Raw genomic sequence first — 23807 nt, forward strand, 5'->3', positions numbered from 1 at the left:
ATCACATATGGCGAAAGAAAAACGTTATATTTTAGCATTGGACCAAGGAACCACAAGTTCACGGGCAATCATCTTTGATCATGATGGAAAAATTGTCACAGTCGCACAGCGCGAATTCAAACAATACTTCCCAAAACCAGGCTGGGTCGAGCACAACGCCAATGAGATTTGGGGCTCTGTCCTCGCCGTTATGGCGGAAGCGTTCGGTTCTGCTGATATCGACCCGAATGAGATTGCTGGAATCGGGATCACGAACCAACGTGAAACAGCTGTCGTTTGGGAGAAGGAAACAGGACGCCCTGTCTATAACGCCGTCGTCTGGCAATCCCGTCAAACCGCCGACATCTGTGAAGAGCTGAAAGCAGCCGGTCATTCCGATATGGTCCGCGACAAAACAGGTCTCCTCATCGATGCCTACTTCTCAGGAACGAAAGTCAAATGGATTCTTGACAACGTCGAGGGTGCACGTGAAAAAGCTGAGAACGGCGAACTCCTCTTCGGGACAATCGACACGTGGCTCATCTGGAAACTCTCTGGTGGAAAAGCACACGTAACCGATTACTCGAACGCATCGCGTACACTCATGTACAACATCTACGAGCAGAAGTGGGATGACGAGTTACTCGACATCTTGACAGTGCCTAAATCAATGCTTCCTGAAGTCAAACCGTCAAGTGAAGTCTATGCGAACACGATTCCATACCACTTCTTCGGATTCGAAGTCCCGATTGCCGGAGCTGCAGGTGACCAACAGGCCGCCTTGTTCGGACAAACTTGCTTCGAAAAAGGTGAGGCGAAAAACACGTATGGAACAGGTTGTTTCATGCTCATGAACACGGGAGAAGAAGCCGTCAAATCTGATCACGGTCTCTTGACGACAATCGCTTGGGGCTATAACGGGAAAGTAGAATACGCGCTCGAAGGTTCGATCTTCGTCGCCGGTTCGGCGATCCAGTGGCTCCGTGACGGATTGCGGATGTTGAAATCAGCGAAAGACTCGGAACAGTATGCGACACGGATCGAATCAACTGACGGTGTCTACGTCGTTCCTGCCTTCGTCGGTCTCGGTGCACCGTATTGGAACTCTGACGTCCGTGGTGCCATCTTCGGTCTCACACGTGGGACAGAGAAAGAACAGATGGTCCGGGCGACAATCGAGTCACTCGCTTACCAGACACGTGACGTCCTCACGTCGATGGAGAGTGACTCAGGCATCAACTTGAAGACGCTTCGCGTCGACGGTGGGGCCGTCAGTAACAACTTCCTCATGCAGTTCCAATCGGACATTCTCAACGTCCCGGTCGAGCGTCCTGAAGTGAGTGAAACGACTGCACTCGGTGCCGCCTACTTGGCAGGTCTCGCCGTTGGATTCTGGAAAGACCAAGCCGAAGTCAAAGAACAGTGGAAACTCGACAAGAAGTTCGATCCAAACATGGATGAGTCTCATCGCGAAGCCCTCTACAAAGGATGGCAACACGCTGTCGAAGCCACAATGGCATTCAAGCCTTCAAAACTTGATGTATAAGACGAACGGGCATCCTCACGGGTGCCCTTTTTGTATGCAAAAAAGAGTACCCATGACGGATACTCTTACAGTTTACGTAAGCGAACTCTCGGGCTCGTCGGTTCCCCGACGAACAAAATTCCGAGCTCATGTGGATCGGTCTCATACATCGCTCGTTGAACGAATCGGATATCCCCGTTCAGATTCAATACTTCCAGTTTGATGTACGGCTTATGTTGCTGGAGCGCCTCATAAAAACTATGCCCTCCTGTGATGACCGTCCCGTTGACTTTATAAATCGATTCACCCGGGATGAGCTGCATCGTCTCCCCAGGTGAGTTCGGTAACGTGTCGACGATGACCGCCCCACGGTTTCCATTGATGAAAACGGGTGTCGTTCCCCGATTCTCGCGTTTGATCCATTGTAAGCCGAGCTCATAGAGGACGAATATCGTCAATACTACATAGTCGACATATGGAATCTTAAACGCATATGAGAGGGCGAATAAACCGAGAGCGATCAAAGCGAGTACGGCACGATAATTGCTCAATCGTGCGAGAAGCGTTCCTGGTAAGGCGCCGGTCGACAATAAACTGACCCCGATGGGAATCGGAAGAATGATGGGCACCATCGGCCAGTCGAGACCGAACATCGGTGGCACGAAGACGACGAGCGGGAAAAACCAAATCCGTTTGACGACATGCCCTCCGATAAACTGCCCCCGTTTCGACAAGATCAAGGTCGGGGATGTCTCTTTTGGTCCGTTCCAGCGCAAGAGAATCGCTTCCGCAAGGGTGACGAGGCCGAATGTGAGCGCATAGACCGTCCAATCGACCTGAGCGAGTGCTGCTACCCAATCACGAAGCGCCCCATATGCGACAACATCGCGTAACAAGACGACCCCGAACAACACGAGAAGAGGCAGCACCGGATTAAAGAATCGCGGATGCATCGTCAAGACGACGAGCGTATAGAGAATCGTGAACGAGACGGCCCACTCAAACGTGATGGTCGTCTCGAGTAAAATCGTCACGGCCGATGAGAGGACCGCTAACAGAAGACTCGGCCAGATGAAATGTCTCCATTCCGACTTCGGTGAGCGACGTCTCGAACGGAACATGGCCCGTTCTCGCTTGACCCGTGTCAGCGATATGTATGTAAGGGCGACGAGTGTCACCCAAAACAGCGGACTACCTAACAACGTCAATAAAGCCGTAACACCCATTCGTACAACTTCCACGCGGTCCAACCCTTTCTTTCATACAACGTTATTTTGCGGCTTCTTCAAGCGCACGATTCAATTGGGCGTCATTCGCCTCATCTTGAATCGCTTCGAGCAATTTCGCTTCGAGTGCAGAGGCTGTCTCTTCATCGACAGTTCCAGAAGCCTCGAGACCATTGTCTGTCTGGAATGCTTTCACGGCGTTCGCCATCGTGTCCCCGTAATATCCCGGCTGACCGCCTGGCTCATAGCCGATTCCAGTTAAAATTTTATGCAAGTTCGAGACGGCGTCACCGTAATCTCCGACTTGGAGTGACTCTTCTTCTGTCAGGACACGGGTCACGTTGAAGAAGTCCGGTTGCTCCACTTCAATGTCCGGCTCGATGCCCTTCTTGTTAATCCAATTTCCGTCCGGTGTGAGCCATTTGCTCGTCGTCAATTTCAAGTTACTGCCGTCCTCTAAGTCGAACGCCGTCTGGACGACACCTTTTCCGAACGTCTTCGTCCCGATGATGGTCGCGCCTGCTCCTTCTTTCATCGCACCAGTCAAAATCTCAGATGCCGAGGCAGAACCCTCATCCGTCAAGACAAACAGGTCATACGGTTTCGCTTCACGAGCGCGACCGTTTTGTGCATCACGGTCACCGTCCGCATTCTCGATTTGGACGACCGGTTTTGATGTCGGGACGAACCCTTCCGACATCTCGATGACGGCAGGCAAGAGACCTCCCGGATTTCCACGAACATCGATGATCAAGCTATCGATTTCTTCTGACTCGAGTTGCTCGAGTTGTTCGAGGAATTCATCAGCCGTCGGTTCTGAGAATTGGGTGACTTGGAGATACCCAATCTTTTTACCGTCTTTCTCTTTCACTTCAGAGAAGACCGTCTCGATTGGAATCGTGTCACGTATGATCTCGTAGTCCGCCGTCTGACTGCCACGGCGAATCGTCAATGTGACGGTCGTCCCTTTTTCTCCTCGAATCAATTGGACGGCCTCCTGTACATCCATCCCTTCAATCGACTCCCCGTCGACCGCTGTGATGATGTCACCGGGACGAAGTCCAGCCTCTTCGGCCGGAGCGCCTTTGATCGGAGCGACAATTAAGATGTCCTCTCCTTTCTTCTCCAAAGTCGCGCCGATTCCTTCAAAACTCGATTCAATCGAGTCCGTAAATTGTGACGTTTCTTCCGCATCCAAGAAATCCGAATACGGGTCGTTCAGCGCTGCGGTCATCCCGTCGAGCGCACCGGTCAATAAATCGTCTTCTGAGATGTCCTGTAACGAATGTTCTTCAATCAAATCACGTACTTGGTCGACTTTATCCCAGCCTTCCGCATTCGTTTGAATGGGAAGCGATGTGTCTGTAAACGCCATCGTCGCAAGGCCTGCACCGGCCCCAGCCACGAACGTTGTGCCAGCGAGTAGTCCTGCGGTTGAATTTTTCACGGGTTGGTCCCTCATTTCTCTTTGTAAGTCTTTTCATTAGTATAGCAAAAACTAGAGGAAAAGCGGACGCGTTCCACATATTTGGGACGCGTCCGCTTCTGTCAGTATCCAATATACGGGGCCGGGTCAATCGCGTTCGGCTGTCCCGGTGCCCATTTCCCTCGGTGTAACTCAAAATGAAGATGGGGTCCCGTCGACCAGCCGGTATTGCCAAGCGTTCCGACCGTCTGTCCCGCCGCCACTTGTTGACCGGCTCCGACTGTGATCGCATTTAAATGGGCATAGACGGTCGTCCAAATCTCACCGTTGATGACATGCGAAACGAAGACGACATTTCCATACCCGGTCGCCGGTGCCGCCTTGATGACGACACCTGGTGCGCTTGACACGATTGGTGTTCCAGACGCATTGACGAGGTCAATGCCCTTGTGAATCTCCGGCACACCTGTCAACGGGTTGTCTCGTGGACCGAACGGACTAGACACATAACCGGACACAGGACGAACGAATCCCGTGGACGTGGACACATTCGTCGGTGTTTCGGTTGGTGCGGTCACTTCTGGTGCCTCCTCGACCTCCGACTCACGGGCTTCCGCTTCTGCTCGCTCTTCAGCGGCACGCGCCTCAGCTTCACGTTTGGCACGTTCCGCTGCCTCTGCGGCTTCTCGTTCGGCAGTCGCAATCGCCTCTAGTTGTTCACTGATGATGCGGTTCTGTTCAGCCATGACCGCCTGCTCTTCACTGCGCGTCATCTTTTCGAGCTCGAGCTGCTCTACTTGTTCGTTCAGTTCAACCAACAGGTCACGTTTCTTCTCGGCCGTCCGGTCAAGGTCTTGCTTGGTGATGACGAGCTCGCGCTCTTTTTGCTTGATGAAAGAGAGCTGGGTACGTTGTGTCGACTCGAGCGACTCCAAACGTTCCATCTCACTCATATAATTATGTATGAGCTCCCGGTCCTGTTCAGCGATCGTGCGGGCCGTCATAGCCCTTGTCACGAAGTCGCCGAAAGAACGGGACTCAAAAATGACTTGTAAATAGGAAGTGTCTTCATGTACTTGCAAAACGCGAAGGCGCTCGTTCACGAGTTCCTTCTGGCTTTCCAAGTATTCTTCCTGAACGGAAAGTTGTTGGCGGGTCGACTCGAGTTCTGCCCGGGCTGTATCGACCTCATGCTGCTGAATGGCGATTTGTTCGCTCAATTCATTCAACCGGTCGTCGACGACGTGTATTTCCGTCTTCACGGCATCACGCTCTGCCTCGGTGATCTCGAGTTCGGCATCCGTCTCGGCCTGCGCTTTTTTCGACTCCTCCAACTCATTGGACAGTCGATCTTGTCGAGCTTTCAACGTGTCTTTCTCTGTCGCCATGACCGGCATGGCAAGTAACGATACACACAACCCTAGCGCAAGCGAACGTTTCATCCGCCAACTCCTCCTTATTTAAGTTAGATTTTCAAGAAACGACCGAGCGATGTCGTCGATCCCCAGATTCCGATGAACGCACCGAGTGCAAGTAAAACAAGCGATACTTGGACTGTTAGCGTCGATGGATCAATCAACTTAAATATATCACTATTCAATTGATCAAGCGATGGTTGTAAAGCACTATATGCAACGTCATATCCGAAATAAATGACAAGAATCGGGACGAGAGCCCCAAGCATTCCAAGGAGCAATCCTTCGATAAAGAACGGCCAGCGGATAAAGCTGTTTTTCGCTCCGACGAGTCGCATGATTTCAATCTCACGGCGACGCGAGAAGATTGTCATTTTAATCGTATTTGAGATCAAGAACATCGCCATCAATGTCAAACCGACAATCAACGCGAGTCCACCGATGCGAATCCCGTTGAAGAAAGCAAACATTTTATCGATGTAGTCTTTTCCGTATTTCACATCGTCCACATTATCGAGTGAACCGACCGATTTGGCCACTTCCTCTAGTTCTGTCGGGTCTTGTGCTTTGACGATATAGCGGGCGTGGAGCGGGTTATCTTTTTCGACCGTTCCGTATGCAGCCGCATCATCGCCGAGCTGGTCTTGGAACTTCGCTAGCTCATCTTCTTTTGAACTGAACGTGACCGTCGAGACGCCCGGCACCTGTTCAATGTTCTCTCCGAGTTTCTCAACCGAGTTCTCATCCGCTGTACGAGTGATGAACACTTGAATCTCGACATCATTTTCGACGTTATCTGAAATTTCATTGATGTTGAACATGACGAGTGCGAATACACCGACAAGTAGCAACGTAATGGTCACGGCACTAATCGCCGCGAACGACATCCATCCATTCCGAAGTGTTCCTTTGAACCCTTCACGCAAATGGCGCAATCCAGTCTTAAATATCATAGCCATATGCTCCTTTCTCTTCATCGCGCACGACTTTCCCGTTCTCAATCGCGATGACGCGGTGACGAATCTTATCGACGATGTCACGGTTGTGTGTTGCCATGACGATTGTCGCTCCGCGGCGGTGAATCTCTTCAAACACTTCCATGATGCCCCATGCTGTTTCCGGGTCTAAGTTCCCTGTCGGCTCATCGGCGATGATCAATTTTGGCTTATTGACGATTGCGCGAGCAATCGAGACACGTTGTTGTTCTCCACCTGATAGTTCGTCCGGATAGTTGCGCGCCTTGTTCTTCAATCCGACAAGGTTCAACACATCCATGACTTGTTTCCGAATCGAAGACGTATCCGCTCCTACAACTTCTAATGCGAACGCTACGTTCTCATATACCGTAAGTGACGGCAACAATTTGAAGTCTTGGAAGATAACGCCGAGTTGACGGCGTAGCTTCGGTACGTGTCGGTCTTTAATTTTCCCGACATCGAGTCCGTCAATCAACAATTGACCGGCTGTCGGCTTCTCCTCACGATAAATCATCTTCATGAACGTCGACTTTCCGGCACCGGAAGGCCCAACGACATAAAGGAACTCGCCGTCGCGAATCTCTAGATCGAGGTCATCCATGGCGACGACGCCGTTCGGATATACTTTACTGACTTTTTGCATCGAGATCATAACGTATTCCCTACCCTTTTTAAATTATTTTTAAGCATCTATGACGAATTTGAATCAATTATTTTAGTTACTGTATATTTCGCCTAGAGTCTTTTTTACAGGAAACGGCTCCCTCTGTCAAGGTGTCGCTTTTTTATGTTAGCCTGGTCAAAAAATCATCTAGGGCATATGTTGAAGCGACTACAATTATATCAATCCGACTTTTAAAACACCATTACAGGATTGTTTCAGTTCGATTGAGTTCGATGTGAAAATGTCGCGAAGAAACTCGCTTTCTTATTCCCCAAGAGAATATTGAAACCGCACTTCAAAAGGGTGCTCCCTAAGGAACACCCTTCACCAATACGCCACATTTAATCGTGTGGTTTTTCTTTCAATGCATCAAACGGCGACTTTTTCCGTTTCCGATACTTGATATGAATCGTTGAGGATTCATAGTCATCGGAAGCCCGGATATCCCGACTCGATACGCGGACGAATGACCAAGCAAGAAGGAACATGATGAAGATAAGCGGGAATCCACCGACGATACTCGCTGTCTGGAGCGTCTCTAGTCCGCCGAGGAACATGAGCGTGAGCGGCATGATAGCAAGCGCGAACGCCCAAAAGAGACGGTTCCAGACAATCGGCTCATCCTCGACATGTTTTTGCGTGACCGATGCCAAGATGTATGATGATGAATCGAACGTTGTCGCCAAAAAGATAATGGCAAGAAGCGTAAAGACGCCGATGACGACTTTCCCGAAAGGCAATTGGCCGATGATGGCGATGATTGTAGGTGCCGGGCCATTCGCCGCCATGTACCCGACAACATCGAACGTCCCACTTAGATGAAGGTAGAGCCCGTAGTTTCCGAGAATCCCAAAGAACAAGATGCATCCGAGCGTTCCGTACACCATCGTCCCAAAGATCATATTCCGAATCGTACGACCGCGTGAGATACGGGCGACGAACAATCCGACGAATGGTGCATAGACAAGCCACCATGCCCAATAGAACACCGTCCACGATTCCGGGAACCCGGTCGATGTGAAGCCACCGAAGTCACCGAACGGTTCCATCCACGTTGCCATCCGGAAAAAGTTATCCATGACGATTCCGACTCCATTGAACGTCGTCTCCATAATGAATCGAGTCGGACCAAAGATAAGCACGAACGTCAAAATCCCAAGGGCGAGCCAGATGTTCAAGTCACTGAGTACTTTGATGCCACCCTTCAGTCCAATGTAAGAACTGATGGCGAAGATGACCGTACAAATCAACATGATGACGGCCTGCATCCCGAGCGTGACGGGAATCCCTGTCAGTTCGTTGACCCCTTCGGCAATCATCGGGGTACCGAGGGCGAGCGTCGTCCCGGCACCACCTAATAATCCAAAGATAAATAAGATATCAATCAATTTACCGAGGGGTCCATCTGCCCATTTTCCGATAACGGGACGTACCGCTTCACTTACCTTTAAGACGGATTTCTTACGGACGTAAAAGAAATAAGCGATCGGCAGTGCCGGTAACGTATAGATTGCCCAAGCGATCGGTCCCCAGTGGAACATCCCATATGCTGTCGACCATTGAATCGCTTCCGGTGACTCCGGTGTCAGCCCGAACGGCGGACCTTCATAGTAATAGACCCATTCGATGACGGACCAATAGAGGATGCTGGACCCGATGCCGGCAGCAAATAACATCGCCGCCCAAGAGAATGTACTAAATTCGGGTTCTTCATCTTCACGACCTAATTTGATATGACCATTCTTACTGAAGGCAATGAAAATCAAAAATCCGAACGCACCTAAGCCCATTGCTAAGTACAACATGCCGAAGTTAGAGGTCATGTATTCATTCGCCGCACCGACCCACGCTTTACCGGTCTCTGGGAAGAAGATGAGCGGTAACGTCACCCCTAACAGTAATACAAACGAGCCGATAAAGGTCGGCCAGTCAATCAGTTTCGTCTTCAATTGTCATCACTCCATTTCCACTATGTCTCACGTTACCTTAACAATATTTCCCCAAGCCCTAACACCCAAAACAAAAAAGCATGAGGTGTGTTCCACCTCATGCTGTCGAATCTTATTTTTTCTCAGCGAGCCAAGCAGCGACCGCTGTGATTTCTTCGTCTTTTTCAATGACGTTCGCAGGCATCGCGCCTTGACCGTTTCGAATGACGTTTTCAATCTCTTCTGCCGACAGACGAGCACCGACTTGCTCGAGTGACGGGCCACTCATTCCTTCAAGGTTCGCACCGTGACATGCCGCACAGTTTTGTGCGTATACCGCTTCCGCGTCAACCGATGCCGTGTTCGAGCCCGAATCCCCGTTGCTCGATGTATCCTCTTCTTCACCGCCGCCACATGCGCCGAGTGTCAGCATGGCGCCGAGGCCGATGGCCATCATCCATTTTTTCATAACCACGTTCCCCTCCTAAGTTGTAGAAATGACCTACATTTACCATTATAGCCGTTAACGTATGCTTTCTAACCTAATCTCACGAAAAGTACACAAAGATTCCACAACTTACGGTACGTTGATGTAACGCTTATCGGACGTAAACCCTTGTCCTAGCACCTCATGTGCCTCACTGAAGACAAGGAATGCCTCCGGGTCGAGCCGACGGATGATTTCCTTCAATCGACTCACTTCGCTCTGACGGACAACAATCATGAGCATCGGACGGTCGAGACGTGAGTATGCTCCGATTGCTTGGATCTCTGTCGCACCACGGTCAAGCTCCTCGAAGACGGCCCGGACGATGAAGTCTCGCTTCTCCGAGATGACGTAAGCCATCTTGTCCTGTGTGAACCCGAGCTGGACGAAGTCGATCATCTTGACCGTGATGAATAATGCGATGAGTGCATAGAGCCCGGTCGTGAACGAGAACGTCAAGGCCGCGGTCAAGACGACCATGCCATCGAGGATGGCGATACAGAGATAGAGCGGGATGTGCGTGAACTTATGTAAGATCTGAGCGATCAAGTCCATTCCCCCTGTCGAGGCGCGTCCACGGAAGATGAGTCCGAGTCCGACACCGACGCCGACACCACCGAAGATGGCCGCGAGGAGCGTATCGTCCACAGCCGCACCGGCATCGATCGCCTCATAGAAAAGAATGACACCCGGTAAAAAGATGGAGCCGACGAGCGACTTCACACCGAAGCCGAGGCCGAGGATGGCCCACCCGATAATCAGAAGTAACACGTTCGCCACGAGCTGGAACGCCCCCGGCGAGATGCCGAACAGTTCATAAGTGATGACCGAGATCCCGCTCACCCCGCCTGATGCCAGATTGTTTGGCAACAGAAATAAGCTGAAGGCCGAGGCGACGAACACTGAGCCGGTCAACAAATACAGATAGTCTTTGACGATTTGCTTCATTAAAGAAAGTCTCCTTTACACACAACATGGCCCAAAGACAGGTGTCTTTGAGCCACATGCATCACATATTTGTTTTACGAAGGTAGGCATCGATGAACGGCATGACGTCGCCGTCCATGACGCCACTCGTGTTCCCGACTTCATGGTTCGTCCGGTGGTCTTTGACCATCGAATACGGGTGGAAGACATACGAACGGATTTGGCTACCCCAACCGATGTCCGTCTTCTCCCCACGGATCTCGTCGAGTTTTCGTTGCTGCTCGTCGAGTTCGCGTTGGTACAATTTCGCTTTCAACATCTTCATCGCCGACTCACGGTTCTTGATCTGTGAGCGCTCGGTCTGACACGAAACGACGACGCCCGTCGGCACGTGCGTGATCCGGACGGCAGAGTCCGTCGTGTTGATGTGCTGACCGCCGGCACCTGATGCACGGTACGTGTCGATACGGAGGTCTTCTGTCCGTACTTCGATCTCGATGTCGTCATCGAATTCCGGCATGACGTCACATGACACGAACGACGTATGACGACGGCCAGACGAGTCGAATGGCGAGATGCGGACCAAGCGGTGAATCCCTTTCTCCGCCTTCAAGTAGCCGTATGCGTTATGACCGACGATGCGGAGCGTGACCGACTTGACGCCCGCCTCTTCACCCGGGAGGTAATCGACCGTCTCGACTTTCCAGCCTTGTTTGTCAGCGAAGCGTTGATACATCCGAAGGAGCATCGATGCCCAGTCCTGTGACTCGGTACCGCCCGCACCCGGGTGCAATTCGAGGATGGCGTTGTTCGCATCGTACGGTCCGTTCAAGAGGATCTCGAGTTCGAAGTCATCAAACTCCTTCTTGAGCGCTTGAATCGATTCCCCGAGCTCTTCTTGCATCTCGGCGTCCGGCTCTTCCTTGATGAGTTCGAGCGTCACTTCGCCGTCCTCATGTTGGTTCGCGAGGTCTTGATACTTGTCGACCATCGCCTTGAGACCGTTTGACTCGTCGATGACTTTTTGTGCCTTCTCCTGGTTGTCCCAGAAGTCTGGATACGTCATCTCGTTCTCGAGCTCGGCGATACGTGCTTCTTTCTCTGTCAAGTTGAGAGACGCTCTGTAATTCTCGAGGCGTTTCGCCATCGCCTCTAGTTCGTTCCGAATATCTGAAATTTCCATAGTGTGATTCACCTTTCCGTAGGAAAGAGGCGAGCGGACCCGCCTCTTCAATAATTAAGCCTGTTGTCTACCGTGACAGTTCTTGAACTTCTTACCAGAACCGCACCAGCACGGGTCGTTCCGACCGATGCTGTCTTCTTTCGAACGACGGACCGGCTTCTTCTTGACCGGTGCATCGCTCTTGCCTGATACGGCGACTTCCTCTTCGACGACTTTCTCGCGTCGGAGGTTGTCCCCGACTTCGGCACGAAGGACGAAGCCTGTCACTTCTTCTGAGATCGCCGCGTTCATCGCGTCGAACATGTTAATCCCTTCCGCTTGATACTCACGAAGCGGATCGTTCTGTCCGTAGGCGCGGAGATGAATCCCTTGGCGCAACTGGTCCATATGGTCGATATGGGACATCCAGTGCGAGTCGACGGCACGGAGCACGATAATCTTCTCAAACTCGTTGAAGCGTTCCGGTGGCGCGAGTTCACGTTTCGCCTCGTACTGCTCGTTCACGCGCTCCATGAGAAGCTCGATGATTTCTTCACGCTCTTTGCCGTAGAAGTCTTTGCCTTCGACCGTCTTCTCGAGCGCGAGCGTCTGGTTGGCCCAGTGCGCGAGCTCGTCGATGTTCCATTCTTCCGGTACGAGTTCGATCGGCGTGTATTGACCGACACCGAGTTCGACCGTCTGTGCCATCATCGAACGGACGATATCCGTGACCGACTCGTTCTCGAGGATGCTCGAGCGGTCCTTGTACATGACCTTCCGTTGGTCCGCCATGACGTTGTCGTAACCGAGAAGCTGCTTCCGCGCATCGTAGTTGTTTCCTTCGACACGTTTTTGCGCTGACTCGACCGCTTTCGAGACCATGCGGCTCTCAATCGGTTGCGTGTCATCCATCCCGAGACGCTCCATCATGCTTTGGAGGCTATCCGTTCCGAAGCGACGCATGAGCTCATCTTCGAGTGATAAGTAGAACTGGGATTTACCCGGGTCCCCTTGACGGCCCGCACGACCACGTAGTTGGTTATCGATTCGGCGTGATTCGTGACGCTCTGTCCCGATGATGTAAAGACCACCGAGGTCGATGACACCTTCTCCGAGCTTGATGTCGGTACCACGACCGGCCATGTTCGTCGCAATCGTGACGGAACCTTTTTGACCGGCGTTCTCGATGATTTCCGCCTCACGCGCGTGGTTCTTCGCGTTTAAGACATCGTGACGAATCTTCTTCTTCGTCAAAAGCTTGCTCAAGTATTCAGATGTCTCGACGGCGACCGTACCGACGAGGATCGGTTGTCCCGTTGCGTGAACTGCCGAAATCTCTTCCACGACGGCTTTGAACTTGCCTTCCATCGATTTGAAGATGAGGTCTGCCTTGTCATCCCGGAGAATCGGTTTGTTCGTCGGAATCGTCACGACTTGCATGTTGTAGATGTTGCGGAACTCTTCTTCCTCTGTCTTCGCTGTACCGGTCATCCCGGCAAGTTTCTCGTACATCCGGAAGTAGTTCTGATACGTGATTGTGGCGAGCGTCATCGATTCGCGTTGAATCTCGACGCCTTCTTTCGCCTCGATTGCCTGGTGAAGACCTTCCGAGTAGCGGCGTCCGTCCATGACACGACCCGTGAATTGGTCGATGATCATGACTTGCCCCTCACGTACCATATAGTCGATATCGTGATGCATGACCGCGTTTGCACGAAGGGCGAGCCCGACGTGGTGGTTGACGGCGACGTGCTCGATTGCGAACAGGTTGTCGATGCCGAAGAACTTCTCGGCGAGGTCGACCCCTTGGTCCGTCAAGAGGACCGATTTCGTCTTCACGTCGACCGTGTAATCGTCTTCCTCTTTCAATGTACGGACGAACGCATCCGCGCGTGTGTAGAGTTCTGTCGATTTTTGAGCCGATCCCGAGATGATGAGCGGAGTACGCGCCTCATCGACGAGGATCGAGTCGACTTCATCGACGATCGTGTAGTAGAGCTCGCGTTGAACACGGTCTTCTTTATAAAGGACCATGTTGTCACGGAGGTAGTCGAACCCGAGCTCGTTGTTCGTCGAGTACGTGATATCACAATTATAGGCCGCTTGTTTCTCGACACGGTCCATGTTCGACACGTTGAGGCCGACTGAAAGACCGAGTGCGAAGTAGAGCGGCTCCATGAGTTCTTTATCTCGTTTCGCCAAATATTCGTTGACCGTTACGACGTGTACGCCACGGCCAGTGAGCGCGTTCAAGTAGACAGGAAGTGTCGCGACGAGCGTCTTCCCTTCACCGGTTTTCATTTCGGCGATGTCGCCGTTATGGAGCACATAGCCCCCGATGAGCTGGACACGGTAATGACGCATCCCGAGCACACGCTCCGATGCCTCACGACAGACCGCGAACGCCTCCGGCAAGAGGTCGTCAAGTGTCTCGCCTTTTGCCAGACGTTCCCGGAACTCTTCCGTCTTCGCCTGAAGCTGTTCGTCGGACAATGCTTTGATTGGTTCGGCGAACGACTCGATCAAGTCGGCCGCTTTCTCTGCTTTTTTCAACATTCGTTTCTGTGGAGCAAATAACTCTTTCAAAAAGTTCGCCATACTCATATCTCCTCTGCACTCACTAAAAAATGCATGTTTTTTCCCTAATGTACAGTTTAACCGAAGTGGTGCCACCTTTCAAGGAAAGGCAAAAGGAAACGACCCCCCGAAGCCGGGAGGTCGTGTAGTGTCAAGTTTATTATTCAGGTTCGATCAAGCCGTACTTCCCATCTTTACGACGGTAGACGACGTTCGTGTTGCCCGTTTCTGCGTCTGAGAAGACGAAGAAGCTGTGACCGAGCATATCCATTTGAAGAATCGCCTCTTCCGTGTCCATCGGTTTCAACGTGAAGCGTTTCGTCCGCACGAGTTCGAGTTCTGCCTCGTCCTCATCGTAGACGGCCGGTGTATCATCAGGTCCTTCTAAAGACTTGAAGTACTCGCCGACGCCACCTTCTTTCCCGCGTCCTTTACGGTTGAGTTTCGTTTTGTGTTTACGGATTTGACGTTCCAATTTATCGACGACGAGGTCGATTGCCGCATACATGTCGAGGTTGATGTCCTCAGCACGGAGCAACAAGTTCGGCATCGGGATCGTCACTTCCACTTTTTGTTTCTCGTTATACACTTTCAAGTTGACGTAAGCCGTCTGTGCATCCGTAGGAGTTGTGAAATACCGAGTCAACTTCTCCAGCTTTTTCTCGACATAGTCTTTGATTGCTGGTGTGACCTCAATGTTTTCGCCGCGAATGTTATAAATCATCTGAACTCCTCCTTAGAAATAACCGCTTGAACCAATGATTCGTCGAACGAGACGGAATCTCCTGCTTCATTTCTTAAAAAAGAAAGGGGAACCAGGTGGCTCACTCATATTATACCCCGAAAACGCTGCGATTGAAAACGTTATCATCAGAAAATAATGACAATTTTGTTCCGAATTCAACATTTCCTAGAACGAGCGAAAGGTATAGAAAGAAAATACCCATTCCACTCATTTTTAAACGCCTTTTTTTATTATGTAGAAAAAATAAAAGCCGACTCCCAAGGGAGCCGGCTTCGTGGTTTGAAATTATAATTTTACAACGTTAGCCGCTTGTGGGCCACGCTCGCCATCAACGATTTCAAACTCTACATCTTGACCTTCGTCAAGTGATTTGTAGCCTTCAGATTGGATTGCTGAGAAGTGTACGAACACGTCTTTGCCGCCTTCAACTTCGATGAATCCAAAACCTTTTTCTGAGTTAAACCATTTTACTTTACCTACCATGTGTAAATCCATTCCTTTCACCATTGGAGAATACAGAGGATTGTCCTCTACGGCTAATCTTACCACCTTCTTGTAAGCGTGACAAATACTTTCTCAAATATTTGTAAACGTTTCGTCATTTGGCTTTCATTGGAATTATATTTCCCTACTTTTCATATTGTCTTGTTGAATTTACATTTTTTGTGATATATCATTGAAGGGATGATTTAGGTTTGTGCCGTTTGTCTTTAGCCGATCCTGAAAATCTAATACGAGGAGGATGGTGCAGCGTATGCGCTCCTACTATTCTGAGGAAAAATATCGCATCACAAAGCGAACCGTGGCGATTCTCCCTTGCTTTGACATCATGAAGCAGTCACGGATCATTCTCGAGGATGGCACCGAGATTTCAACCCCGCTCCGGCCGTACCAGTTGTTGCAACTTTCTTGCCGCCAGTACAACAGCTCGATCGAGGAAAGAATCTTCATCGCCAAACGCGTCGCCGGCGTAAAAGGGAAAGTCCCTGTCGTGATTGAACCGACAACTGGACTCGTCTTCTTCCCGACGAAGTCTCCAAAACGAGACGATTGTGAATGGTATGCCTGGTCCCATATTCGAGACATACTGAACATTGAGGGTGAGCCGAACGGGCTTGTCCTCACGACTGATGGACATCAAATCCAAACGAACGCAACACCGTACGTCCTCCGGAACCAGCTCAAAGCGACAGGTGAACTTGTCGCCCGGTTCCAACAATTGAACGCGAGCCCCGTGCTCGAGTCCTGACACGCCTTCCGTCGAAAAGACGGAAGGTTTTTTTCTATTGTATCGCTTCATTTTTTTAAAAAGAGGTCGATATTATGGTCGAGGTGACAAACATGCAAATTCAAGCCCAAGCGACCGCCGTCAGTTCGGTCTTACCAGGCATCCAGACGAACCGGACGTACAAGGCCGAACTCGTCAAACAAACAGGACCCGACTCCGCGATTGTCAAGATCAACGGTGAAGAAGTCGAGGTCACATTTAAAGATGGGCTTCCGAAAACGAACCCGTTCCAAGTGACGCTCGCCGAACAGGACGGCGTCTTGATGGCGACCGTCGTTCCTCCAAAGGAAGAGACACTTGAATCCGCACCACCTGCGTCCGCGTCGTCAAAGCTTGATGCGAAGATTCAGACGCTCCTCGCTTCCCTTCCACCTGAAGTACGAAGCGCGGTCAGCCGTCTGCTACAATCCGGACGCTTGCCGATGAACGAAGACACGGTACGCCTTCTCGAGACGGCTTTCAAAGGGGACATGCGGGACGTCATCCTACATTTGAAGACGCTCGACACTCCGACCGTTCCTCGTGAGATGGCTCGGGAAATCGCCGTCCTCTCTTTGAACGAAGCGAAACAACAGATCACACCGCCGGCGCCGAACACTCCTTACCCACAAAAAGAGCGGTATGTCGAACTCGTCAATCTGTCACGTCCCGTGAGTGAACGCGTCACGCCGACACCGGAAACGATTGACCGGGTCATCCGTGACCTCACGCCGACGACACCGATATCATCGCGTCCGATTGAATCTGAATCGCGCCAAGCGATGCCGCTTCCTCCAATCAACGGGAAGCAAGTGATGGTGAAGGAAGTGACGTCACATCTAGCGACCGTCACGAACACGTTCCGAAACGAGCAGGCGACCGTCACGAAACAACTCGGACAAGTCGCTGCGTTGATCGAGACGAACCCGCATGCGGCACGCCCTGCCCTCGAGACCGTCTCGACCCGTCTGACACAACTCGTCCAAAAGACGGACGCCTTGCTTCATACCGACGTGACTCAAGAGAAGCAATTGGTCGCCATGACGGCCAAACTCGACGTCGCGTTGTCGTTGCTTGCGACGAAACCACAAGAGAGTGCGACACTCGTCAAAGAGGTCCGAGCGGCACTGAATGATTTCCGTTATGCGCCGAACCAGACACGCATCGAATATATCCCACACGGGGCGACACGTGCCGGCGAGATGCCGACCGTCGCGCCACTCAAGCTCGATTCGACATTATCTGGACGACACATCCAGGAAGTAGCGCAACGTGTGCAGACACAGGCACAGCTCGCCCAAGCGACGTCCAATACGCCGACATCAGCTTTATCGGTACGTGGAGATACGACGAACCCCGAGGCGCAACGCCTCGCCTCGTTCTTCCAAGTCCAACAGACGCTCAACCGCCTTGATGGCGGTCAGCTCCATCAACTCTTGTTCGCCCTACCGGCAAAAGTTCAAGAGATCGACACCGGAATCCATGTTCATATCCAAAACCGGGAGGCCGGGGACGTTGTCGACTGGGAGAACAGTGTCCTCTACATTCGTTTAGAGACCCCACGTCTTGGAGAAATTGGTGTCAAACTCGAAGCAAAAGATCGAAACCTCCGACTCACACTCGAGCACGACGATTCGACGGTCGAGCGACTCGCTCGTCCCCTTCTCGGGAAAATCGAACAAACGCTCGAGACAATTGGATATAAGAGTGTGACGACCCAGTTCAAACCGCTCACGAAAGCTGATCGTGTCATCGAAGAGCCTACGATAGCACCGACGACAGGATATGACTTTAGAATTTAGGAGGTCCCGATGTACCAACGCATGGATTTGACGAAACGTAAGACGGCCGCGGTCGTCCGCTATGATGAAACGACGGATAAAGCGCCCGTCATCGTCGCCCGCGGGACCGGAGCCGTCGCTGAAAAGATTTTACAGGAAGCACGTGCCCGAGGAGTAGCGGTCGAGAACGACCATTCCTTGCTTGGCCATTTGCTCGACCTTGACCTAGGAGACGCCATCCCACCCCAACTTTATGATGTGATGGCAGAAGTGTTGTTGTTGATAGAGGAACTTGATTCGATCAAAGGAGAACAAAGATGAATTCAACCCAATTATATGAAATGAGGCCGGAAGAGCTGACTCAGGCGATGCTTCACGCACTCGTCTATCACTATAAACATGCGCAAGATTCGACGATTGCCGAACGAAACCGTCATCTTCGCCAAGCCCGTGAACTTTTAGTCAAACTTCACCAAGGACTCCATGACGGCGGCGGGATTATCGCGGCTCAACTGGATGAAATTTATCTATATATGGCAAACGCAAGCGTCGAAGCTATCATCGACCAGGATAAGGAAAAAATCGCCGAACTACATACGCTCGCAAGTGACCTCGATCAAACATGGGGTGAAGCAATGGAGCGTGCCAAGACCCAACCTGTCACGACTGGAGGAAACCGTTATGAAAATTACGAATAACGTCCAAGCATTAAAAGCGTATACATCTCTTTCCCTGAATCAAGCGTCAATGAAAAAAACGATGGATCGCCTCTCAAGTGGGATTCGCATCAACAAGGCATCTGATGATGCGGCAGGACTCGCCATCTCAGAGAAAATGCGGATGCGCCTCGACTCGCTCTCGATGGCAGAACGCAACACGCTCGACAGTATCTCACTCACGCAGACACTCGAAGGCGGGATGAACGAAACACACGCCCTTCTCCAACGGATGCGTGAATTATCGGTTCAATCAGCAAATGGAACGCTCAGTGAAGACGACGCCAAAGCTGTCCAGGAAGAAATTAACGCGTTGACTGCCGAAGTGACACGAATTGCCGAAACGACGGAATTCAACTCAAAGAAAATTATGAATGGCGAATACATGCAAGGCAATAATACGTTATTCTTCCAAATCGGTGCAGGTAACAATGAAGCCGTCATCTTAAATGTGGAAGATATGCGTGCCCATGCACTCAATATCACGATGACGACACCCGGTGGCGGAGAACTTCCTGCCGTCGACCATGACAACGATTCGACGACACCCACTGAAACGTATTATGCATTGAGTGTGTTGACACCTGAGGATGCGGGTGATGCCATTTCGAAATTCGATGCAGCCATCAACAAAGTGTCACTCGAACGTTCAAAACTCGGAGCCATCCAAAATCGCTTAGAAGCGAACGTCAGCGTCGTCGCCATCGGCTCAGAAAACTTAACGGCGTCTGAGTCACGAATCCGTGATGCCGACATGGCCCGTGAAATGATGGACTTCGCACGTCTAAACATTTTGAACCAGTCCGGCATGGCGATGATTGCCCAGTCGAACGCATTGCCGCAAGGCGTGTTACAATTATTGAACTAACCTAAAGAAAGGACGGTTGCCCATATGGACATTCGTCGCATCATGGAGACGCAATCGCTCCTCGGCTCAAGTAAGGCAAAGCGCGCCGAAGTCGAACCCGGTGTCTCCTTCCAAAATGTGATCGGTCAGAAGCGCGAAGACCGGGAGCATGAACGCTTCCAACGTCAAATTGCCGCGATTCATGAACAAGGAGAACTTCTAGCTGAAAGTCAGACCGTCGAAGCGCTTGCCGAATACAAACAAATGATTAAAGACTTTATGAAAGAGGCCGTTGACGCGGCACTCCGTCTCGAAGATAAACGCGGATTCAATCGCCGCGGGCGCGCGAAGATTTATAAGGTCGTCGAACAAGTCGACCAAAAACTCCTCGCGCTGACAGATCAGGTCATCTCGGGTGAGGCCTCTCGCCTTTCCTTACTCGACCAAGTCGGTGAAATTCGCGGATTGCTCGTCAATGTCTATGTGTGAGGTGTCGAGATGGCAGAACATTTGTTTTTGAAGAAAGTCAAATGTCCGTATTGTTTACAAGAAAGTAAGACGAACCGTGTCTTATCACGTCACATCCGTCCACTCGAAGTTGAGAAGGATGGCTACACAACGTATGATGGACCGAATCCTTATTTATACGAACCGACCGTCTGTGACAATTGTCACCTCGTCTTTCACGACTCGTTCGACAAGGTGCGCAAACATAACCGAGAAGCGCTTGAGACGAACTACTTCAATCAAGTGAATCCGGATGTGTTGAAAGGCGACCGTTCATATGAGCACGTCATCCTTCTCTATAAGTTCGCCGTCATGACGGCCCAGTTGAGCGGACAAAAACCATCTGTCATCGCTATGCTCGGGATGCGAATCGTATGGATGTACCGATTGATTGGGGATGCAGCGTCTGAAAAGGAATGGATGCAGCGGACGCTCGATAAATACAATGAGGTGCAAGAAGCGTATACAGACCCGATTCGGACCGGATTACCGTACGACCAGCTCATGTTGCGGATTGCCGATTTGTCGGCCGCGCTTGACTACTACGAGGACGCGCGTCGCTGGTATGGGATTCTCCTCAGCAGTAAGGAAGTATCGGAACGCATCCGGAACCAGGCCCGTGATCATTGGGAAGAGTTTCGATTGGAGCACGCCTAATCAGAAGTGTGGGACCTTGTGTCTCACACTTTTTGAATACAAAAAATCGCACTCATCCACTCACATTCAAACGCAATCGGCACAATTGATGAATAAGAGATCCACATAACATTGACTACCCAGTACCCTCATGTCGACTATGCGGTGACGTCTTGCAGGATGTATCCCATGGAATCTCAATTGCTATAACATTAATTTAATTTTTAGTGGGATAGATATGGGGTATATTCAAAGCAGATACATACGAAGAGGAGGATCTTTTCATGTTTGAAACGCAATATCTCGATACCGTACGTGCTACGTTTAAAAGCCAGAAACAACTCGCTGAGCGCGCGCTCGTCCAAGTGAGTGAAGAGGACCTGCACAAGACACTTGCGCCGGACACACTCTCGCTCGCCTTGATCATCCAGCACATGGCGAATAACATGAAGTCGCGTTGGACCGATTTTTTGACGACAGACGGCGAGAAGCCGGACCGTGACCGGGACGCCGAGTTCGAGGACCAGCAGCTATCCCGTGCGGAGCTCATGGAGGTTTGGGACGAGCGTTGGCAACTGTTGGATAATGTTTTAGCTGATTTGACACCAGATGACTTAGGGAAGAACGTGATGATTCGAGGGGAAGCCCATTCCGTGATTGACGCGATCGAACGCCAAGTGTCGCATTATGGGTATCATGTCGGACAAATCGTCTATCTGTCGAAGCTATTCGCCGGGAGCGACTGGGATGTGTTGTCGATTCCGTTGCCGCATCAGCGTAAATAACAATTCCTGTTGCAACACTTCAACGAGATATTATTTCAATGAAGCACTTTTTTGGACATCAAGACAATTGAATCAGTCAACTTTAATGGGGGTTACAAAATGGATATGACTTTAAAGCAATTGCCTGAAACTGAAATTGCATTTATCAGACGTACGGGTAGCTATTTTGAACCACAAGAACATTGGGGGAAATTAATACATTGGGCGACGGAACACAACCTTTACCCTCCATCAAGTCAATTTATCGGTATTTCATTAGATAATCCGAACGATGTTGATCCTCATGAATGTAGACATGATGCTTGTGTCACAGTTCCTAAAAACTTTGATAAAACAGGGCACGGGGAGATACAATTTAAAATGCTAGAAGGTGGTCAATACATCGTGCACCATTTCTACGATACTCCAGAAAAACTGAGTGAGACGTATAAATATATTTTTGAAGAATGGTTACTAGAACGCGAATATTCAGTGGACGAATCTAGAAATACCTTGGAGTTCAATTTGAACAATCCAGCTGAAGATCCCGACGGAAAATCTAAAGTCGATTTATATGTACCCATTAAGAATTAAGATTTTACAAAATGAAAAAATTAAGATACAAGGAACTCTCAAAATATGAGAATCCCTTCTTATATTCTCTATGCTAACCACTATGCTTATTGTGTAGTAATAATCAACCATGAGACTAGGCGTACCGATTTTATTCGGCACACCTACTCTTATTTTGTCACGTTAAGTGTATATTCGTAGCGGTCTTCTGCCACTTTGTCGAAGTTCTCGTTGAATGGTCCATCGATGACGACTTTCAAGTCCGTCAGCTCTTCTGGTTTTGCTTTCACGAAGAAGAGGACGTTCCCTTCTTTCTTCACCTTTCCTAAAAATTCTCCACCGACGTCATCTGAGAACCATAAGTCCGAAGACACCTGTTCCCCTGTGTTCGTCACCAGTGTTGCCTGGTTCGGATGGAAGCTCATCGTCTCGTCGACCGTATTCTCGACCAACATGTTCATCGCGACGACCGTCACCTCTTCTTGTCCATCGAATGAGTCGCTATAAGCTTCTGCGACCGTGAGGCGTGACGTCTGTACTTTGTCGATGGCGAATTGAATCGGACCCATCGTCTCCGTGATCGTGAGTGCCTTATTCTTCATGTAGATCTTGTTCGTACCGAGTTCACTTTCTTGGACGTCCGTCTCTTCAACAGTCGTCTCCTCTGGTACGTTCGCTTCCGCCTCTACCACTTCTTCCGTATCCGTCGCCGTCGTCTTCAGTTCGTCTGCTTCCCCGCAACCGACAAGTAGTGCGAGCGGTACCGCCACCAGTAAGCCAAATCGTTTCATGTTCATCTTCATCTCTCCCTTTTCTTAATCCAAGTGATGTTGTGGTTAAGACGAATATAACGAATTGACAAACCGAACCGTATTAAGAAAAAGTTCCAGGTAAAATAAAAGTCAAGGTCCATAATCGGACCTTGACATGTATACTTATCCTCTTGATTTCAGCTCTTCTTCCTCGTATGGGTCAGGACGATCCTCAAACGGCGTATCGTCCTCGACGTACGCTTCAAGTTTCGGGTCCCGTTCCACGTATTCATCGTACGCTCCCTCTGGACCATAGACGAAATAACGGCGCTTCCGTGACGATATCTTGGACTCTTTCTCACGCATCTCGTTTCCCTCCCTCTTTCCAGAAAAGAAGCAACGGCTACATTGATGTTTACCCGATTATAGCGGAAAACAGACGTCATTTCATCTATACCCTTTATATGAAACTTTTCCTTTCCACAGCCGTATACATTTACAACGATTCGATGAAAGGAAGATTCATATGCAACTATTGAAAAAAGGAATACTTCGGAGTCTCATTTGGTCGTTGCCATTCGCGATACTTGCTCTCTATCAAGGTTGGTCAGGGAATACAGAGGCTGTGCATGGAATGTTCATCTACGCAGGGGTCGCCTTCTTCCTCGGGCTCACAAGCGTTATTTATGAAGTCAAACAGTGGTCGTTCAAGAAAAAAATCTTCATTCATTGGAGCGTTATGCACGTGACAATCCTACCACTTCTATGGTTCGGTCGGTCTACGCCAATCACATCGCTTCAAGATGCCGCACGTCTCTATTTAAACTTCACGGTGAGTGGTCTGATTTTATTTACCGCTTCTTATTTCATCATCCGCATGCGTCGACAAGTCAAAGCCTCTTAACACAAAAGCTCGAAGGCATATG

The 23807-nt window shown here is 50.3% G+C and carries 25 protein-coding genes; 11 read left to right on the top strand and 14 right to left on the bottom strand.

Translation table 11 applies throughout. The features are described from left to right. Nucleotides 1-7 precede the first annotated feature (7 nt). Entirely contained in the window at nt 8-1525 is a 1518-nt protein-coding gene (gene glpK, locus Q9R25_RS07000; protein ID WP_074036268.1) for a glycerol kinase GlpK, read from the top strand. Nucleotides 1526-1590: 65 nt separating this feature from the next. Here the strand turns inward: glpK and Q9R25_RS07005 are convergent, their stop codons facing one another. The 12 genes from Q9R25_RS07005 to cspD form a co-directional block, all read right to left on the bottom strand. Beyond that, nucleotides 1591-2745 (bottom strand): PDZ domain-containing protein, encoded by a 1155-nt coding sequence (locus Q9R25_RS07005; protein WP_236548934.1) that lies wholly within the window; start codon nt 2743-2745, stop codon nt 1591-1593. A 28-nt stretch (nt 2746-2773) separates the two neighbouring features. After that, a complete protein-coding gene (locus tag Q9R25_RS07010; RefSeq protein ID WP_047795076.1) occupies nt 2774-4177 on the bottom strand; it encodes a S41 family peptidase in 1404 nt (467 codons plus the stop codon). A 101-nt stretch (nt 4178-4278) separates the two neighbouring features. Further along, nucleotides 4279-5598: a murein hydrolase activator EnvC family protein gene (locus Q9R25_RS07015; protein ID WP_047795075.1), complete on the bottom strand. Its 1320-nt coding sequence runs from the start codon at nt 5596-5598 to the stop codon at nt 4279-4281. Nucleotides 5599-5621: 23 nt separating this feature from the next. Continuing rightward, on the bottom strand, nt 5622-6524 hold the full coding sequence (gene ftsX / locus Q9R25_RS07020; RefSeq protein WP_031422854.1) for a permease-like cell division protein FtsX: 903 nt from the start codon (nt 6522-6524) through the stop codon (nt 5622-5624). Next, complete coding sequence (ftsE, locus tag Q9R25_RS07025; protein WP_047795074.1) at nt 6514-7200, bottom strand: cell division ATP-binding protein FtsE; 687 nt, start codon at nt 7198-7200, stop codon at nt 6514-6516. Before ftsE ends, ftsX begins: the two co-directional genes overlap by 11 nt. A 353-nt stretch (nt 7201-7553) precedes the next feature. After that, nucleotides 7554-9161, bottom strand: a complete 1608-nt coding sequence (locus Q9R25_RS07030) for a BCCT family transporter (RefSeq protein WP_159562643.1) — start codon at nt 9159-9161, stop codon at nt 7554-7556. Nucleotides 9162-9273: 112 nt separating this feature from the next. Beyond that, nucleotides 9274-9609 (bottom strand): cytochrome c551, encoded by a 336-nt coding sequence (gene cccB / locus Q9R25_RS07035; protein WP_031422851.1) that lies wholly within the window; start codon nt 9607-9609, stop codon nt 9274-9276. Between the two features lie 108 nt (nt 9610-9717). Beyond that, nucleotides 9718-10575, bottom strand: a complete 858-nt coding sequence (locus Q9R25_RS07040) for a YitT family protein (RefSeq protein ID WP_214690649.1) — start codon at nt 10573-10575, stop codon at nt 9718-9720. Nucleotides 10576-10636: 61 nt separating this feature from the next. Next, entirely contained in the window at nt 10637-11737 is a 1101-nt protein-coding gene (gene prfB, locus Q9R25_RS07045; protein WP_035387837.1) for a peptide chain release factor 2, read from the bottom strand. A gap of 54 nt (nt 11738-11791) precedes the next feature. Then, the gene (secA, locus tag Q9R25_RS07050; protein ID WP_159562644.1) at nt 11792-14314 is read right to left on the bottom strand and encodes a preprotein translocase subunit SecA; all 2523 of its coding nucleotides are present in this window, start codon (nt 14312-14314) and stop codon (nt 11792-11794) included. A gap of 139 nt (nt 14315-14453) precedes the next feature. Further along, entirely contained in the window at nt 14454-15017 is a 564-nt protein-coding gene (gene hpf, locus Q9R25_RS07055) for a ribosome hibernation-promoting factor, HPF/YfiA family (RefSeq protein ID WP_012726945.1), read from the bottom strand. A 306-nt stretch (nt 15018-15323) separates the two neighbouring features. Beyond that, the gene (gene cspD, locus Q9R25_RS07060; RefSeq protein WP_012726946.1) at nt 15324-15521 is read right to left on the bottom strand and encodes a cold-shock protein CspD; all 198 of its coding nucleotides are present in this window, start codon (nt 15519-15521) and stop codon (nt 15324-15326) included. A 259-nt stretch (nt 15522-15780) separates the two neighbouring features. Here cspD and Q9R25_RS07065 point away from each other — a divergent pair, with 259 nt between their 5' ends. From Q9R25_RS07065 to Q9R25_RS07105, 9 genes are all read left to right on the top strand, one after another. After that, nucleotides 15781-16287 carry a competence protein ComK gene (locus Q9R25_RS07065; protein WP_235189275.1) on the top strand — a complete coding sequence of 169 codons (507 nt, stop codon included), beginning with the start codon at nt 15781-15783 and terminating at the stop codon, nt 16285-16287. Nucleotides 16288-16361: 74 nt separating this feature from the next. Beyond that, the gene (locus tag Q9R25_RS07070) at nt 16362-18107 is read left to right on the top strand and encodes a hypothetical protein (protein WP_311282956.1); all 1746 of its coding nucleotides are present in this window, start codon (nt 16362-16364) and stop codon (nt 18105-18107) included. Between the two features lie 9 nt (nt 18108-18116). Beyond that, nucleotides 18117-18407: an EscU/YscU/HrcU family type III secretion system export apparatus switch protein gene (locus tag Q9R25_RS07075; RefSeq protein ID WP_047795070.1), complete on the top strand. Its 291-nt coding sequence runs from the start codon at nt 18117-18119 to the stop codon at nt 18405-18407. Then, complete coding sequence (locus Q9R25_RS07080) at nt 18404-18784, top strand: flagellar protein FliS (RefSeq protein WP_159562646.1); 381 nt, start codon at nt 18404-18406, stop codon at nt 18782-18784. The genes Q9R25_RS07075 and Q9R25_RS07080 overlap by 4 nt, the downstream gene beginning before the upstream one ends. After that, entirely contained in the window at nt 18768-19670 is a 903-nt protein-coding gene (locus Q9R25_RS07085) for a flagellin N-terminal helical domain-containing protein (RefSeq protein WP_159562647.1), read from the top strand. Before Q9R25_RS07080 ends, Q9R25_RS07085 begins: the two co-directional genes overlap by 17 nt. Before the next feature lie 24 nt (nt 19671-19694). Beyond that, nucleotides 19695-20138 carry a YaaR family protein gene (locus Q9R25_RS07090; protein WP_074036246.1) on the top strand — a complete coding sequence of 148 codons (444 nt, stop codon included), beginning with the start codon at nt 19695-19697 and terminating at the stop codon, nt 20136-20138. A gap of 9 nt (nt 20139-20147) precedes the next feature. Further along, nucleotides 20148-20813: a DUF2225 domain-containing protein gene (locus Q9R25_RS07095; RefSeq protein ID WP_074036244.1), complete on the top strand. Its 666-nt coding sequence runs from the start codon at nt 20148-20150 to the stop codon at nt 20811-20813. 263 nt (nt 20814-21076) lie between these two features. Further along, complete coding sequence (locus Q9R25_RS07100) at nt 21077-21577, top strand: DUF1572 family protein (RefSeq protein WP_214690646.1); 501 nt, start codon at nt 21077-21079, stop codon at nt 21575-21577. Nucleotides 21578-21676: 99 nt separating this feature from the next. Next, complete coding sequence (locus Q9R25_RS07105) at nt 21677-22150, top strand: AraC family transcriptional regulator (RefSeq protein WP_078147329.1); 474 nt, start codon at nt 21677-21679, stop codon at nt 22148-22150. A gap of 149 nt (nt 22151-22299) precedes the next feature. On the opposite strand, the gene Q9R25_RS07110 is transcribed toward Q9R25_RS07105, so the two are convergent. Together Q9R25_RS07110 and Q9R25_RS07115 are read right to left on the bottom strand one after the other, a co-directional pair. Then, complete coding sequence (locus tag Q9R25_RS07110; RefSeq protein ID WP_078147330.1) at nt 22300-22926, bottom strand: hypothetical protein; 627 nt, start codon at nt 22924-22926, stop codon at nt 22300-22302. 138 nt (nt 22927-23064) lie between these two features. Beyond that, the gene (locus tag Q9R25_RS07115) at nt 23065-23247 is read right to left on the bottom strand and encodes a hypothetical protein (RefSeq protein ID WP_214690645.1); all 183 of its coding nucleotides are present in this window, start codon (nt 23245-23247) and stop codon (nt 23065-23067) included. Nucleotides 23248-23407: 160 nt separating this feature from the next. Between Q9R25_RS07115 and Q9R25_RS07120 the strand changes: the two genes are divergently transcribed. After that, nucleotides 23408-23785: a DUF3021 family protein gene (locus Q9R25_RS07120; protein WP_311282957.1), complete on the top strand. Its 378-nt coding sequence runs from the start codon at nt 23408-23410 to the stop codon at nt 23783-23785. Nucleotides 23786-23807 lie beyond the last annotated feature (22 nt).

Origin of the sequence: Exiguobacterium sp. BG5(2022), from assembly GCF_031844365.1 — a bacterium.
Classification (GTDB): domain Bacteria; phylum Bacillota; class Bacilli; order Exiguobacteriales; family Exiguobacteriaceae; genus Exiguobacterium; species Exiguobacterium profundum.

Excerpts from the sequence above, each read along its gene's own strand:
- Q9R25_RS07100 (WP_214690646.1), top strand. The coding sequence starts at position 21,077 with ATGTTTGAAACGCAATATCTCGATACCGTACGTGCTACGTTTAAAAGC.
- Q9R25_RS07080 (WP_159562646.1), top strand. The coding sequence starts at position 18,404 with ATGAATTCAACCCAATTATATGAAATGAGGCCGGAAGAGCTGACTCAG.
- Q9R25_RS07110 (WP_078147330.1), bottom strand. The coding sequence starts at position 22,926 with ATGAACATGAAACGATTTGGCTTACTGGTGGCGGTACCGCTCGCACTA.
- ftsX (WP_031422854.1), bottom strand. The coding sequence starts at position 6,524 with ATGATATTTAAGACTGGATTGCGCCATTTGCGTGAAGGGTTCAAAGGA.
- Q9R25_RS07120 (WP_311282957.1), top strand. The coding sequence starts at position 23,408 with ATGCAACTATTGAAAAAAGGAATACTTCGGAGTCTCATTTGGTCGTTG.
- cspD (WP_012726946.1), bottom strand. The coding sequence starts at position 15,521 with ATGGTAGGTAAAGTAAAATGGTTTAACTCAGAAAAAGGTTTTGGATTC.
- glpK (WP_074036268.1), top strand. The coding sequence starts at position 8 with ATGGCGAAAGAAAAACGTTATATTTTAGCATTGGACCAAGGAACCACA.
- Q9R25_RS07090 (WP_074036246.1), top strand. The coding sequence starts at position 19,695 with ATGGACATTCGTCGCATCATGGAGACGCAATCGCTCCTCGGCTCAAGT.
- Q9R25_RS07105 (WP_078147329.1), top strand. The coding sequence starts at position 21,677 with ATGGATATGACTTTAAAGCAATTGCCTGAAACTGAAATTGCATTTATC.
- Q9R25_RS07115 (WP_214690645.1), bottom strand. The coding sequence starts at position 23,247 with ATGCGTGAGAAAGAGTCCAAGATATCGTCACGGAAGCGCCGTTATTTC.
- Q9R25_RS07065 (WP_235189275.1), top strand. The coding sequence starts at position 15,781 with ATGGTGCAGCGTATGCGCTCCTACTATTCTGAGGAAAAATATCGCATC.
- secA (WP_159562644.1), bottom strand. The coding sequence starts at position 14,314 with ATGGCGAACTTTTTGAAAGAGTTATTTGCTCCACAGAAACGAATGTTG.
- hpf (WP_012726945.1), bottom strand. The coding sequence starts at position 15,017 with ATGATTTATAACATTCGCGGCGAAAACATTGAGGTCACACCAGCAATC.
- cccB (WP_031422851.1), bottom strand. The coding sequence starts at position 9,609 with ATGAAAAAATGGATGATGGCCATCGGCCTCGGCGCCATGCTGACACTC.
- Q9R25_RS07085 (WP_159562647.1), top strand. The coding sequence starts at position 18,768 with ATGAAAATTACGAATAACGTCCAAGCATTAAAAGCGTATACATCTCTT.
- prfB (WP_035387837.1), bottom strand. The coding sequence starts at position 11,737 with ATGGAAATTTCAGATATTCGGAACGAACTAGAGGCGATGGCGAAACGC.
- ftsE (WP_047795074.1), bottom strand. The coding sequence starts at position 7,200 with ATGATCTCGATGCAAAAAGTCAGTAAAGTATATCCGAACGGCGTCGTC.
- Q9R25_RS07015 (WP_047795075.1), bottom strand. The coding sequence starts at position 5,598 with ATGAAACGTTCGCTTGCGCTAGGGTTGTGTGTATCGTTACTTGCCATG.
- Q9R25_RS07070 (WP_311282956.1), top strand. The coding sequence starts at position 16,362 with ATGGTCGAGGTGACAAACATGCAAATTCAAGCCCAAGCGACCGCCGTC.
- Q9R25_RS07075 (WP_047795070.1), top strand. The coding sequence starts at position 18,117 with ATGTACCAACGCATGGATTTGACGAAACGTAAGACGGCCGCGGTCGTC.
- Q9R25_RS07040 (WP_214690649.1), bottom strand. The coding sequence starts at position 10,575 with ATGAAGCAAATCGTCAAAGACTATCTGTATTTGTTGACCGGCTCAGTG.
- Q9R25_RS07095 (WP_074036244.1), top strand. The coding sequence starts at position 20,148 with ATGGCAGAACATTTGTTTTTGAAGAAAGTCAAATGTCCGTATTGTTTA.